13 protein-coding genes are annotated in these 13,756 nt (G+C 58.7%); 9 read left to right on the top strand and 4 right to left on the bottom strand.

Annotated features, from left to right (window positions below):
- Nucleotides 1-190: 190 nt before the first annotated feature.
- Together ACIQJ2_RS30155 and ACIQJ2_RS30150 are read right to left on the bottom strand one after the other, a co-directional pair.
- Entirely contained in the window at nt 191-2,380 is a 2,190-nt protein-coding gene (locus ACIQJ2_RS30155) for a TonB-dependent siderophore receptor (RefSeq protein ID WP_400673845.1), read from the bottom strand.
- A 167-nt stretch (nt 2,381-2,547) separates the two neighbouring features.
- The gene (locus ACIQJ2_RS30150; protein WP_400673848.1) at nt 2,548-3,432 is read right to left on the bottom strand and encodes a helix-turn-helix domain-containing protein; all 885 of its coding nucleotides are present in this window, start codon (nt 3,430-3,432) and stop codon (nt 2,548-2,550) included.
- A 220-nt stretch (nt 3,433-3,652) separates the two neighbouring features.
- On the opposite strand from ACIQJ2_RS30150, the gene htpG reads away from it, so the two are divergent.
- Together htpG and ACIQJ2_RS30140 are read left to right on the top strand one after the other, a co-directional pair.
- Nucleotides 3,653-5,542, top strand: coding sequence for a molecular chaperone HtpG (gene htpG, locus ACIQJ2_RS30145; protein ID WP_400673850.1), 1,890 nt, complete (start codon nt 3,653-3,655; stop codon nt 5,540-5,542).
- 270 nt (nt 5,543-5,812) lie between these two features.
- Entirely contained in the window at nt 5,813-6,586 is a 774-nt protein-coding gene (locus tag ACIQJ2_RS30140) for a siderophore-interacting protein (protein ID WP_400673853.1), read from the top strand.
- Nucleotides 6,587-6,649: 63 nt separating this feature from the next.
- On the opposite strand, the gene ACIQJ2_RS30135 is transcribed toward ACIQJ2_RS30140, so the two are convergent.
- A complete protein-coding gene (locus ACIQJ2_RS30135) occupies nt 6,650-7,645 on the bottom strand; it encodes an ABC transporter substrate-binding protein (protein ID WP_400673855.1) in 996 nt (331 codons plus the stop codon).
- A 401-nt stretch (nt 7,646-8,046) separates the two neighbouring features.
- Between ACIQJ2_RS30135 and msuE the strand changes: the two genes are divergently transcribed.
- From msuE to ACIQJ2_RS30115, 4 genes are all read left to right on the top strand, one after another.
- A complete protein-coding gene (msuE, locus tag ACIQJ2_RS30130; protein ID WP_400673858.1) occupies nt 8,047-8,613 on the top strand; it encodes an FMN reductase in 567 nt (188 codons plus the stop codon).
- A gap of 63 nt (nt 8,614-8,676) precedes the next feature.
- Entirely contained in the window at nt 8,677-8,853 is a 177-nt protein-coding gene (locus ACIQJ2_RS30125; RefSeq protein WP_246762247.1) for a hypothetical protein, read from the top strand.
- Between the two features lie 57 nt (nt 8,854-8,910).
- A complete protein-coding gene (locus ACIQJ2_RS30120; protein WP_400673861.1) occupies nt 8,911-9,495 on the top strand; it encodes an RBBP9/YdeN family alpha/beta hydrolase in 585 nt (194 codons plus the stop codon).
- A gap of 113 nt (nt 9,496-9,608) precedes the next feature.
- Complete coding sequence (locus ACIQJ2_RS30115; protein ID WP_400673863.1) at nt 9,609-10,268, top strand: peroxiredoxin; 660 nt, start codon at nt 9,609-9,611, stop codon at nt 10,266-10,268.
- A 48-nt stretch (nt 10,269-10,316) separates the two neighbouring features.
- On the opposite strand, the gene ACIQJ2_RS30110 is transcribed toward ACIQJ2_RS30115, so the two are convergent.
- Nucleotides 10,317-11,219 carry a LysR family transcriptional regulator gene (locus tag ACIQJ2_RS30110; RefSeq protein ID WP_400673865.1) on the bottom strand — a complete coding sequence of 301 codons (903 nt, stop codon included), beginning with the start codon at nt 11,217-11,219 and terminating at the stop codon, nt 10,317-10,319.
- Between the two features lie 93 nt (nt 11,220-11,312).
- Between ACIQJ2_RS30110 and ACIQJ2_RS30105 the strand changes: the two genes are divergently transcribed.
- The 3 genes from ACIQJ2_RS30105 to ACIQJ2_RS30095 all read left to right on the top strand — a co-directional run bounded on the left by ACIQJ2_RS30105 (nt 11,313) and on the right by ACIQJ2_RS30095 (nt 13,722).
- Nucleotides 11,313-12,347 (top strand): aldo/keto reductase, encoded by a 1,035-nt coding sequence (locus ACIQJ2_RS30105; protein WP_400673868.1) that lies wholly within the window; start codon nt 11,313-11,315, stop codon nt 12,345-12,347.
- Between the two features lie 160 nt (nt 12,348-12,507).
- A complete protein-coding gene (recX, locus tag ACIQJ2_RS30100; RefSeq protein ID WP_400673870.1) occupies nt 12,508-13,044 on the top strand; it encodes a recombination regulator RecX in 537 nt (178 codons plus the stop codon).
- Nucleotides 13,045-13,173: 129 nt separating this feature from the next.
- Nucleotides 13,174-13,722, top strand: a complete 549-nt coding sequence (locus ACIQJ2_RS30095) for a DUF922 domain-containing Zn-dependent protease (RefSeq protein ID WP_400674117.1) — start codon at nt 13,174-13,176, stop codon at nt 13,720-13,722.
- The last annotated feature ends 34 nt before the right edge of the window (nt 13,723-13,756 follow it).

Genomic DNA, 13,756 nt, shown 5'->3' with positions numbered 1-13,756 from the left:
GGAAAATAGCTGATCGTTTCGTGACGTTGCGAGGGGGAAAATAGATCCAATTCGAGACCGAAAAAGTGTTGGAGCTGTTTCGCCGTCATGATGACGTCGCCTTTGGTTTCAAACGAAGATGGGGATCGCCGTCAGGCAATCCCCGGCTCTTTGCCATGGTTGTGAATAAAAGTATACTTAAATTCTCAAGTTACCACTTCTTGCTGAGTTTGAAGGTAATGGTGCGGGCATCGCCATAGCCGCAGACATTCTCGCCGGCACAACCCGAGACGTATTCCTTGTCGAAGATATTGGCGACGTTGAGCGAGGCGCCCCAGCCCTTCTTCTCGTAGCGAATGCCGGCATCGAAGAGCGTTGCCGAAGGCACGCGTAGGGTGTTGGCCTGATCTGCCCAGGACTTGCCCTGGTAACGCACGCCAGCGCCGATGCTCAGACCGTCAAGCGCGTCGCTGGTAAAGGCGTAGTCGAGCCAAAGCGAGGCTGTCGAGTTCGGCACGAGGTAAGGAGAGTTGCCGACGATCGCGGAGTTAAGATCCTTGGTGATTTCGAGATCCGTATAGGAATAGGAGCCAAGCAGCTTCCAATTGTCGTCGAGATTGACCTTGCCTTCGAGTTCGACGCCTCGCGAACGAACAGCGCCAATTTGACGCTGCAGGAAGGTTGTGGGATCCGTCAGCGCCATGTTCTTGCGATCGATCTGGAAGATTGAGGCGGTGAACAGACCGTCGATGAAGTCGGGTTGATACTTGATGCCGGCTTCATACTGCTCGCCCTTTTCCGGGGTCAGGCCGCCGCCGGTGGCGCTGGTTCCGATCAGCGGATTGAAGAAGGTGCCGGCGCTGATATAGGGCGTGATGCCGTTGGAGAACTCATAAGCCAGGCCCGCCCGCCCGCTCGCCGCACCTTCGTTCGACTTGTAGGTCGTGCCGACCTTCGAGTCGGAATTGGTGTCGACGAAGTCGTAGCGGCCATTGAGCGTGACCAGCCAGCCGTCGCCGAAGCGCATCTGGTCCTGCGTATAGATGCCAAGCTGCTGCTGCGTCATGACCTGATTGAGGTAGACGGAGTTGGCTCCTTGCGGTGTGCCGTAGACCGGGTTCGTTGCGCTGATCGGATTGGAGCCGCAGCACGCCTGGATCTGGTCGAGCCGGTAGATCGAATAGTCCGTGCCGATCAGGAAGTCATGGCTGATCGGGCCTGTGTCGAACTTGTTCTCCGCGCGGGTGTCGACGGAGAAGGTGTCGACCTTTGAACGTTCGAAGAAGCCGATCCGGTTCAGCATATAATTCGGGTCGCTATAGGTCGGGCTGAGCGGATTTCCGCCCACATAGCCGTTCAGATACGGGCCTTCTTCGCGCTTGTAGAGATGGCCGTAGCGCGCGTTCTGCGACACGGTCCAGCCGCCGTCGAAGTCGTGCGAGAACTCGTAGCCGAGCATCTGTTGGGCATATTTTAAGTTGTCGATGCTGCGCTCGCCGTAGAATGCGTCACGCTTGATCTTGCCGAAGGGCGCATCGACGACGGTACCGACATAGGGAAAGAAGCCGTTGCCGCTGTGGATTTCGTCGAGGCCGCTCAGCATGCCGAAAACGGTCAGCTTGGTGGATTCGTCGGGAGAGATCGTCACTTGCGGCATGATGAAGCCGCGCAGGTCGTGGGTGCCGTCGCTATAGGTATCGCCACCGGCGATCTTGCCGGTCAGGCGGTAGCGGAAAACGCCGTCAGCCGAGAGCTTGTCGGAGAAATCGAAACCGACAAAGGCGTTGCCGATGTTGTTGATCCCGATCTCGGTGGAATACTGAGGAGTGTCGGTCGGCGCCTTGCGGACCATGTTGACCAGGCCGCCCGGATTGGCGCCGCCGTAGAGCACGGAGGCCGGCCCCTTCAGTACTTCGACACGCTCGAGCATGTACGGATCGATCTGGAAGCCACCGAAGCCGTAGCTGTAGAGCGTCAGGCCGTTCATGAAGACGCCGCTCTGCGTCGCGTCGAAGCCGCGAACATAAAACCAGTCGGTATCGCCATCATTGCCGAAGGGCTGCGTGGTGACGCCGGGCGTATAGCGTAGGGCTTCGTCGACCTTATTGGTGATGCCGCGATCCTGCATTTCCTGCTGACCGATGACGGAGACCGATTGCGGCACTTCGGTGATCGGCGTGTCGGATTTCGAGCCTGATGTGGTCTTCTTGGCCACGTAACCCTTGACCGGGGCGGTGCCGCTGTCTTCCGCCTTCTGTTGCGAGCCGCCTTGAATGACCAGCGGCTGCAATTCCGTGGGCTTTTCCTGTGCTGCAACCTGTGAGGCCGCCAGCAAGGCGGCAATAGCCACGCCTGTCGCCAAGAGCCGCATCTTCGATTGGTTTTTCTTCAATCCCAGCATTTCCGTCTTCTGTCCCGATCTTGCGCCTGCTCGGCCAGGGTGGCCGATCCCTTAATAAGATGAGCAGTTAACTCATATTTAAGGGCGACTCTTGTCCGATGTCGGGAAATTTGAATGTTTTTGGGCAATTCTCCGCGAGGCGTACAATTGCTCGCGAGCTGTGGTTTTCACGCAAGCATGCTGCGTTTCCAGGTTGCAGGCGCCGTACCGACATTCTTGCGGAAAACGCGTGTGAAGTGTGCTTGATCGGCAAAGCCTGTTTCGACGGCAACCGTGGTCAACGGCAGATGGCTCTTCAGCAAGAGTTCTTTGGCCCGCTCCAGCCGCACTTGCGTCTGCCATTGATGCGGCGGAAGGCCGGTCGATGCTTTGAAGGCGTGGCTGAAATGCGATTGTGAGAGACCGGTCAGTGCCGCCAATTCTTCCAGCCGGATCGCCCGCGAGCAGTGCTCCTCGATATAATCGACTGCGCGACGCAGCTGCCATGTGGCAAGTCCGCTGCGTTTCCGCGGCGGAGTGCCGCGCAATTGCAGGACATCGATCAGCAGTGAAAGCGTCAGGCCGTCGCCATAAAGATCGTGCAGTGGTTCAGAACTTTCGCATTCGGCGGCAATCAGCTCGGCAAGCGCCATCACCCGCTGGTCGTTGAAATGCAGTTGCGGGCGATCGAGCCGCGCAGGGTCGATATTTTCCATCAGGCGCTGGCTGACGATCTCCGCGTTGAAGTGAATATCGAGATGACGCACGAACTCGACGCCGGAAATATCGACCCAGAGCTCCATTCCAGCAGGGACATAGGAGATGCGTCCGTTGTCGTAATCCTGCAACCGACCCCTTGCGCGGGGTGATTGTCGGACATTGGTCGTGCCCGCGCCGCGTTGTTCGAGAAGGATGAATAGGCGCGGGTCGTGCGCGAGATAGTAGCCGCCGGCCTGTGCTTCGCAATTGACGTTCCAGATGTCAGCGACAATTCCGTTCCACTCTCGGCGATGCATGCCGCCTATGACGGAAAAGCCGCCGATCTTGTTCTGCATTCTTGGCTGAAACGTCATTTGCGGCTTCCGGTCGTGCTCCGTAATATAATCCTTCGGGCTAAACTCAAGTTATTATAGTAACGAACCGCGAATGGCAATTGAGATGCTGTGGGCGCGGCTTCCCAGGGATGCCGTTTGTCCGTTTTGTTCTCGGAGCGACAACACCAGCTTGAAATTTGCCTCGTCTTCCGCCACCTGTTCGACGCGATATTTGTTATTCCCAGGAGACTAAACGCACATGACAGCCACCACAGCAGAAAATACCGCCGAGAGCCACGTCTTCGAGGCCGACGTCGCCCGGCTTCTGCATATGATGGTTCACTCGGTTTACTCGGACAAGGATGTCTTCCTGCGCGAGTTGATCTCGAATGCCGCCGACGCCTGCGAGAAGCTGCGCTACGAGGCCATCGCGCATCCCGGCCTGCTTGCCAACGATCCCGATAGCCGGATCCTGCTGACGCTCGATGCCGACAGCGGCAAGCTGATTGTCGAGGATAACGGCATTGGCATGAGCCGTGACGAGATGATCGAGGCGCTCGGCACGATCGCCCGCTCCGGCACGCGCGCTTTCATGGAGCGGATCGAGGCCAACAAGCAGGGTGAGGGTGCGCAGCTCATTGGCCAGTTCGGTGTTGGCTTCTATTCCTGTTTCATGGTCGCTGATCGAGTCGATGTCGTCTCGCGCCGCGCTGGCGCCGAGGATGCGTCGCTCTGGTCTTCCGATGGCAAAGGTGGTTATAGCGTTGCGCCTGTCGACGTGAGTGAGGCTCCGGCGCGCGGCACGCGCATTACCTTGCATCTGATGGAGGACGCCAAGAACTACGCGTCGCGCTGGACCGTCGAGCGCATCGTCAAGGAACAGTCGGGCCACGTACCGGTTCCGATCAAGATCGTCGAAAAGCCCGGCGAGGAAGCCACGCAGCTAACGGACGGCACAGCGCTCTGGACGAAGTCGAAGAACGACATCACGGGCGAAGAGTATACCGATTTCTACCGCAGCGTTTCCGGACAATATGACGAACCGGCGCTGACGGTGCATTTTCGCGCCGAGGGTCGCCATGAATACTCGGCTCTCGCCTTCGTGCCCGGCTCGCAGCCCTTCGATCTCTTCGACCCCGATCGCAAGGGGCGTATGAAGCTCTATGTGAAGCGCGTCTTCATCACAGACGAGGCGGAATTGCTGCCGCGTTATCTCCGCTTTGTCCGCGGTCTCGTCGACACCGCCGATCTGCCGCTCAATGTTTCGCGCGAGATGATCCAGGAGAGCGCCATCCTGTCGGCAATCCGCAAGGGTGTCACCAACCGCATCATCACCGCGATCGAGAAGCAGGCCGAGAGCGACCACGATGCTTTCCTGAAGATCTGGGAAAATTTCGGCGGCCTGATCAAGGAAGGCATTCACGAGGATTTCGAGCGTCGTGCGCAGCTGCTGGCGCTGTCGCGCTTCCGTTCGACAGCCTCCGGAGACGGCTATCGTTCGCTTGCGGACTATGTCGCGAATGCCAAGGAAGGCCAACAGGCGATTTACTATCTCGTCGGTGGCAGCCTTGAGCAGCTGAAGGCGTCGCCGCAGCTGGAAGGCTTCCGTGCCCGCGGCATCGAAGTGTTGCTTCTGACGGATTCGGTCGACAGCTTCTGGGTGATGAATGCTCCTGAGTTCGAGGGCAAGAGCTTCAAGTCCATCACCCAGGGGTCTGCCGATCTCGCCCAGTTCAAGAAGCTCGATGAAGACAAGCCGGAAAGTGCGACAGCTCCGGCCGATGTGCAGGCATTTATCGACTTTGCCAAGGAAAAGCTGGCTGACGAAGTCTCCGACGTGCGCGCATCCGATCGCCTGATCGAGAGCGCCGTCTGCCTCGTCGCATCCGAGCAGGGTTATGACCGGCAGCTCGAGAAGATCCTGCAGGGAGCGGGACGCCTGCAGTCCGGCGCCAAGCCGATCCTGGAAGTCAACATGGAGCACCCGGTGGTCAAGGCGATCGCAGCCAAGATCGATGCGCCGTCGCTGCGCGACGATGCTGCTTTCCTCCTGCTCGATCAGGCGCGTGTCCTGGATGGCGACAAGCCGGCCGATCCGCGCGCCTTTGCCGAGCGTCTGGTGCGGGTGATGGAAAAAGCGCTGCAGTAGTCAATGAGGCCGGCCGGCGCGCGAGGGGCGTGCCGGCCGATCCAGCTTCGCGGCAGCCGGCCAGCGACCACATAAAAAACTTGTCTCGAATTATCATCTTTTAATTGCGAGATCGGTTTTCTTCTTTTATAGAGAACGCGAATTGGTCGGGCGTTGCCCGGCCACGTAAGCGTTAACGTCACTCAACGCGTATGATCGAACGGCTCTGCGGCTTCGGTCTGCGCGACTGTGTCCTGCGGATTGAGACTGAAGAGCCGCGAAAGGATGCAGATGGATATCCCCCAAACCTCAAATCCGAATAGCGCGACTCCGAAGATCGAGCGCGTGCGCCACGAGCTGAAAAGGCGCTCCTTGACCGTCTCCAGCGTTGAAAAAATCACACCCGGGATGCTGCGCATCGAGGTCATCGGCGACGATCTTGCCGATTTCGTCAGCCTCGCTCCTGATGATCATATCAAAGTCATCGTGCCCGGGGCTGGTGAGGAGATGGAGCGGCGCGATTATACGCCTCGGCGATACGACAATGACGCCCGCACTCTTGTCCTCGATTTTGCCATCCACGAAGCTGGCCCCGCCACGCGGTGGGCGCTCGATGCCCGTTGCGGCGACAAGCTGGAGATTGCCGGTCCCCGTGGTTCGGCGGTCGTGTCAAGCGAGATCAAGAACTGGTTGCTGATCGGTGACGAGACAGCCTTGCCGGCGATCGGGCGCCGCATCGAGGAAGCCGACAGCGACGCACGCATCACGGCCATCGTGGCGGTGGCGAACGATGCCGAGCATCAGGCGTTTCGGAGCGATGCCCATGTGCAGACGCATTGGGTGCACCGGCCCCTGTCGGAGGCGACCGAAGCCTCCATGCTGCTGGCGATACTCCGGTCGGTCGAGCTTTTGCCGGAAACCTTTGTCTGGATCGCGGCCGAAGCATCGGTGACGCGAGCAATGAGAAATTATTTCGTCGAAGAGCGTGGCTACCCGCTGAGCTGGATCAAGGCATCCGGCTATTGGGTCAAGGGCAAGGCGGATACGACCGAGAAATTCGAGTAGGCGCCGGCCGGCGGGTGTCGCGCAAAACGGCGCGCGATCACCCTGCGGCGTCGGCGCCCGCACTTATAGAGACGCCTTTACCTTCTTGGCGACCTCGGGGCTTACCCAGGTCGTCCAGATGTCCTCATGGGTCTTCAGAAAATACTTGGCGGTATCTTCATTGGTGCCCTGATTGTCGGTCTGCCAGGCAAGGACGCTGTTCACAACGTCATTCGTCCATTTGCGCGTCTTTAGATAGTCCATCGCAACGCCTGCCTTGTCGGCGAACTTCTTGGTGACGACGGTAAAGACTTCGGAGACGGGATAGGAATTGACCTTCGGACTAGCGCAATCGATCACCGAGGTGCAGGCGTCCCACTCCGCCTTGTCATGCGGTACGCCAAAAGAAAGGCGCACCATCGGATATTTGCCGAGGATGGCCGTCGGTGACCAATAGTAGCCGAGCCAACCGGTCTTTTTTTCGAAAGCGTTTGCGATCGTTCCGTCGAGAGCCGCGGCCGAGCCGGTCTCGACGATTTCAAATCCCTTCTTCTCGCCGTCGAGCGCCCGGAAGAGATTGCCGAGTGAAGCCTGGCATTGCCAGCCGGGTGGGCAATTGTAGATGACGCCCTTCTTCGGGTCGTTCGGCGAGGGGAAAAATTCCGGATGCTCCAGCGCCTGCTGAACAGTCTTGATCTCCGGATGTGCATCGGCAAGGAATTTCGGAATCCACCAGCCGTCCTGGCCGCCTTCGGAAAGAATGCCGGCGGCAATCACCAGCCGGCCCTCGGAAACGGCCTGATCGAGAGGCGTGCGCACGGCGTTGATCCAAAGCTCCGGCGCAACATCGGGCTGGCCTTTTTCGTTCATCGAGGTGAAGGTCGGCAGCGTATCGCCAGTGACGAGCTCGACCGAGCAGCCATAACCTTCCTGAAGGATGATCTTATCGACATTTGCCGCGACGCCGGCCGAAGCCCAGTTCATTTCGGCGATAGACACCGAGCCGCAATCGGCGTGCGCGGTGCCGGCAAAGGTATAGAGTGCTGCTGCGAAAATGGCGGCAGCGATATGCTTTCTCATTTAAGACCCCAGGTCCTGATGTTGCTGTTGTGGAAGGGCGTCGCGACAGAGCCCGCCGCCCACCTTCCTTCGCGCTTGCGATAATCCGGCCGCGTCGCGGCCAATCCCGATCAACCATTGCTTCGGGATACCGGGCTTAGTGCCACATGCGTCCCACGGTCGTGTGTTGGCGATGCGAAGTTTTGGGTTTTCCCACAGGAAATGATCCGGACGATGTGTCGCCAACTGGCCGAAGCTCAAGATGGCGAGGGAACGCCGCACCAAGTCTTCAGTCCCGGCACGCAGGAAACATATTTCCCCATTCCGGCGAACAGAGAGACGCCTGTTTCTTTTAATCTACCATTTTTGTGGACAATATTCGGACTATCGAAAACGTATCCGTCGTTCGGAAAGGAATGATGATGAGTGCGCCTAAACTGGTCGGCATTGCCGGCAGCTTCAACCGGCCGTCCAAGACCTACACGCTGGTTCAGACCGTCGCCGACCTGGCGGGCGAACGCTATGGGTTCACAGGCAAGGTATACGATCTGCACGATGTCGGCCCTTCGCTTGGATCGGCGCAATGGCGCAAGGATCTTGATGATCAGGCGAAGCGCGTGCTCGACGACATCGTCTCATCCGATGCGCTGATCATCGGTTCCCCCACCTTCAAGGGATCATATCCGGGACTGTTCAAGCATCTCATCGATCTTATCGATCCACACGAGCTGCGTGCCAAGCCCATCATCATCACGGCAACCGGCGGCGGCGACAGGCATGCGTTGATGGTGGAACACCAGTTGCGGCCGCTCTTCGGCTTCTTCATGGCTCATACGCTGCCGACCGCGGTTTATGCCTCGGATCGCGATTTCACCGACTACAAGGTTTCCTCTGAACCTCTGGCCGCCCGGATCAATGAGGTTGTCGGTGAACTGGCGGCCTTCTTTCCGCATCGGCATCCGGTGACGGTCTTGGCGGCGGCGGAGTAGCGCTGCAAATCAAGCTGGTTGAACGCGAATATCCGTATTGAATTCAACAGGATGGAGGGTTGCATGACAGCGAGTATCATCAGTCGTCTGAAGACATTCTTCGGTTTGTTTCCATCGGATAAAAAGCAGGATGGGCTTGCCGCAGTCTATGCGGCACCCGCGGCAAGCTACGATCGGGAGCCATCGGCCCGCGATTACGAACTCTACTATTGGTGCTCCTCACCGGCGCCCTGGTATTGAGGGAAACTGCATCGGCTTCGTCTTGCGGGGCTCGCTGAAATCGGCTGCGAGGATATCATGAGCAGAATTCTCATCGTGCCGGGCTTGTTCGGGTCGGGCGAGGGACATTGGCAGCACTATTGGCTTCAGGATCATTCCGACGTTCGGCTCGTGGAGCAGAACGATTGGGATTTTCCCAATCTCGGCAGGTGGATGGAGGGGCTGGAAGTTGCGCTCGAAGAGGCGGGTGAAGCCTATATCGTCGCGCATAGTCTGGGCTGCTTGCTGGCGGCCAGACTGGCGGGACGCCCGGCGGCGCGAAGGGTCAAGGGGGCGCTTCTCGTCGCGCCCTGCGACATTCCGGCGACGGAGAGACTTCATGCCGGCCGGCTTTCGTTCGGGACCATGCCGACAGAGGCTTTGCCCTTTCCCAGCATCACCGTCGGCAGCTTGAACGACGTCTATATGTCGCTCGATCGTCTCACAATGTTCGGACGGCTGTGGAATTCCGAGGTTCGCAATATCGGGCTTGCCGGACATATTAACGTTGCTAGCGGATTTGGACGGTGGCCGAGCGGCTACGGCTTTCTCGAAACACTGAAAACACGCGCGAGACACCGCAGACCACAGAGCCTTTCAACGGCCATCGCAGCCTCGGTTTGAAAGGGTTTTTCATGAGACGCATTCAACGCCATGGTGCGGCCGGCATTTCTTGACCATGGCCCCATGTCGCAGCTCAAGGTGCGCGGCGGGACCGATATTTTGGAGGTAATCTAATGAGTTTGCGTATCAATGATATTGCGCCCGATTTCACAGCCGACACCACTCAGGGCGAACTTCAGTTCCACGACTGGATCGGCAACGGCTGGGCCGTCCTGTTTTCCCATCCGAAGAATTTTACGCCCGTCTGCACGACGGAACTTGGCGCCATGGCAGGACTGGAGCAGGAGTTCGTCAAGCGTGGCGTCAAGGTCATCGGCATTTCCGTCGATCCGGTCGAAAGTCATGGCAGGTGGAAGAGCGACATCAAGACGGCGACCGGCTTCGATGTCGAATATCCGCTGATCGGCGACAAGGATCTCAAGGTCGCCAAGCTCTACGACATGCTGCCGGCCGGCGCCGGCGAAAGCTCGGAGGGGCGCACGCCGGCGGATAATGCGACCGTTCGCTCCGTATTCGTGATTGGTCCGGACAAGAAGATCAAGCTGATCCTTACCTATCCGATGACGACGGGCCGCAACTTCAGCGAGATCCTCCGCGCCATCGACTCGATCCAGCTCACGGCCAAGCATCAGGTGGCAACTCCGGCGAACTGGCAGCAGGGCGAGGATGTCATCATTACCGCAGCCGTTTCCAACGAGGATGCGATCACACGCTTCGGGTCGTTCGATACAGTCTTGCCCTATCTGCGCAAGACTCGCCAACCTGCCGCCTGACAGCGCCAAAAGTGCCCATCGATGCGGCCTTGCGGGCCGCATCGCTTTTCACAATCGGACGTTTTCGCTGAGAAATTCGAGAAGCGCTCGTACGCGTGCCGGCAGCGGGCCGCCTTGACCAATATAGACTGCGTAGAATTCCTCGACATCGCCGGGATTGAGTTCTTCGAGGACAGGAAGAAGGCGCCCGGCCTCAAGATCGGCTTTGATGGTGAAGGCGGCGAGGCGCGCAATGCCTGCGCCCGCAAGCGCGAGATGGCGTACGGCTTCACCGTCGCCTACCTGCAGCCCGCGCGCCGCCGGGAGTGTCATCATCCGGTCGCCGAGCTTTACGGGCCAACCGTCCATCGCCCGAGAGTAGGAAAAGTCGATGCGACGGTGCCTTCCGATTTCAGCTGGTGAGCCCGGAACGCCGTGCCGGCGTAGATAGTCCGGTGATGCGACAATCATATTGCGCGTTGCGCCGAGCTTGCGCGCAATGAGGCTCGAACTCTTCAGTGGCCCGGTGCGGATGGCGACATCCGCGCGCTCTTCCATCAGATCCACGACCCTGTCCGTGTGAACGATTTCGAGCGAAACCTTCGGATAGAGTCCCATAAAGAGGGGAACGAGCGGAGCCAGCACATGATTGCCGAAGGAGCCGCTAGTGTTGACGCGTATATGTCCCGCCACCTCTTCGCCGGCCGAAGCATGACGTTCCGCCTCGGCCATATCAGCGAGGATTGCCACGCTGCGTTCGTAGAAGCCGCAACCTTCGGGTGTCAATTGCAGCCGCCTTGTGGAGCGATTGATAAGACGCGCGCCAAGGCGTTTCTCCAGCCTCGTGACGAGTTTGCTGACTGCCGATGGTGTCATCCGGCACGCCGCGGCGGCAGCGGTGAAGCCACCCAGTTCCACGGCGCGGACGAAGACCTCCATTTCGCCTGAGCGATTGATATCCTGGCGGCTCATGATGAATTCAAATCACAAATCAGTTTCTTTCCGGCAATCTATATCAATCTGCTGGCAGCGTCTATCTATGTGGAACAGCAAAGGAGATAGACGATGGAATACAGAACGCTTGGCGCTTCCGGTTTGAAAGTGTCGTCCTTGAGCTTCGGCGCCGGCACCTTCGGCGGTAGCGGGCCACTATTCAGCGCGTGGGGCTCTACGGGTGCCGCTGAAGCACGCCGGCTTGTCGATATCTGCCTCGAGGCCGGTATCAGTCTTTTCGATACGGCGGATGTCTATTCGGCTGGCGTCTCCGAGGAAGTTCTCGGCCAGGCTATCCGCGGCATACGCGGTGCTGTGCTGATTTCGACCAAGGTCGGTTTGCCAATGGGGGATGGGCCGGCCGACTGGGGTGCTTCGCGCTCCCGGTTGATCAATTCGGTCGATGCAGCCTTGCGTCGTCTCGGCACCGACTACATCGACCTGCTGCAACTGCATGCCTTCGATGCTTCGACGCCGCTGGAAGAGACGTTTTCCACGCTCGATGGTCTCGTGAAGGCGGGGAAGGTCCGCTACGTCGGCGCTTCGAATTTCGCCGGCTGGGAATTGATGAAATCGATAGCCGTGTCGGAACGGCATTCCTATGTCCGTCCTATCGCCCATCAGGTCTACTATTCGCTGGCCGGCCGCGACTACGAATGGGAATTGATGCCGCTCGGTGCCGATCAGAAAGTCGGCGCGCTGGTCTGGAGTCCGCTTGCATGGGGCAGGTTGACCGGCAAGATCCGTCGAGGTCAGCCATTGCCGGAGACCAGCCGCCTGCACGAGACCGCCTCCTTCGGACCACCGGTCGACGACCAGAAGCTCTTTGATATTGTCGATGTGCTCGACGAGATTTCTGCAGAAACAGGCAAGAGTGTGCCGCAGATCTCGATCAACTGGCTGCTGAGCCGGCCGACTGTTGCAAGCGTGATCATCGGCGCTCGCAACGAGCAGCAGCTGCGGGAAAATCTCGGCGCGATCGGCTGGACGCTCTCTGCGCAGCAGATCGAGAAGCTCGATAAGGTGAGTGCCGTCGCCGCACCCTATCCTTATTTCCCCTATCGACGGCAGGAGGGATTTTCCCGGCTGAACCCGCCGCTTGTCTGATCGGGGTAGTGCTTAGAGCGCTTCGCCTTTCACGGAAACGCGAAGCGCTCCGACTGTTTGTCGCAGGGCCACTCCAGGCAGAGGTGGCTTTCGTTGCCCAAGCAGAACGGGTCGGCTAGTTTTGCAAGACTGATTCCTCTCTTGCCGAATGCCATTTCCCATGGATGAAACGCCGACCAGCCGCATGCTTTCCTGGGCACGCAACTCCACGATCTACCGCCTTGAACGTCGGATGATGACGGAGAAGCAACTGTTCGATGCGATCGCCAAGAAGGCGAAGCAGAAGTTCGAAGATATCAGTGAGGTGCAGATCAAGGCACTTGCCGATTTTGCCGTCAAATTCGCCTATGAGCTGAAGGTACTTGACGATGTCGCCTTTGCCGAAATCAGCACGCGCTCGGCGGTTCGGTCCGGTAAATCGAAGAAGGCCATCGCCTTCAAACTTGCCTCCAAGGGCATAGATGGCGAGACGGTCGTCGCGGCAGTCGGGGGGGTCGATGATCTCCATTCCGCCGTCATTTTCGCCAGGAAGCGCGGCTTTGGGCCTTTTCGGCGGGGCGATCTCGATGAAAAGCGCAAATCGAAAGAATTGTCCGCCTTTGCGCGCAATGGTTTCAGCTTCGCCATCGGCAAACGGGTTTTCGACATGGAGAGGGAGGACGCCGAAGAGCTACTGCAGTCGGGCTCGGCCCTCTGAATTCAATGCTCATTGAAATGGTTGGGGGCAATGGTTAGCTTTGCCGCGCTTCAATAGGATGTGCAGGGGAAGTTCGTGAAAGCAGGCATTCGATCACTTGCAGCAGCAATAACCATCGTCTCCTTACCGATGGCTGCCCATGCCGACTGGCAGGCTGTGGAAACAACCAAGACCTATGCGATTTCTGGAACATCCGGCCGCGAGCTTTACGACTCCATCGGCGAACGCGGCCCCTTGCTCGGACCGAAGGTCAGGGCGATTGCTCACACCGATTTCAAGCTGACCTGGACGCGGAAATACGAGCCTCAGCCGGATGGTGCTTGCAAGATCACCGTCAACATACCGAAACTGATCATCTCCTACACATTGCCGAAGCCCTCGGCGCAATTGTCGGCATCGACCCGTAAAAGCTGGCAGAAATTCATCGCCGGCGTTGAGGCGCATGAGCGCGTGCATGGTGGTTACATCAAGGACATGGTCAAGGAAATCGAGGCCATGAGCGTCGGCTTTGCCGTGCCGAATGATCCGAAATGTTCCAAGATCCGTGTGGAACTGACGAAACGGCTCGGCGAGATTTCGAATAAGGAGCGGCGGCGCAACAGTGATTTCGACAAGGTCGAATTCAGCGATGGTGGCAATCTCCAGCAGCTCGTTCTGAAGCTGGTCAAGGAAGAATAGCCTTGGTAACGGCAGCCGGCCGTATCCCGCCGGC

The sequence above is a fragment of the Rhizobium sp. NPDC092011 genome (genome assembly GCF_044756305.1).
Lineage (GTDB): Bacteria > Pseudomonadota > Alphaproteobacteria > Rhizobiales > Rhizobiaceae > Rhizobium.
Note: the sequence above shows the minus strand (reverse complement) of the source record. Positions and strands in the feature narration are given on the sequence as shown.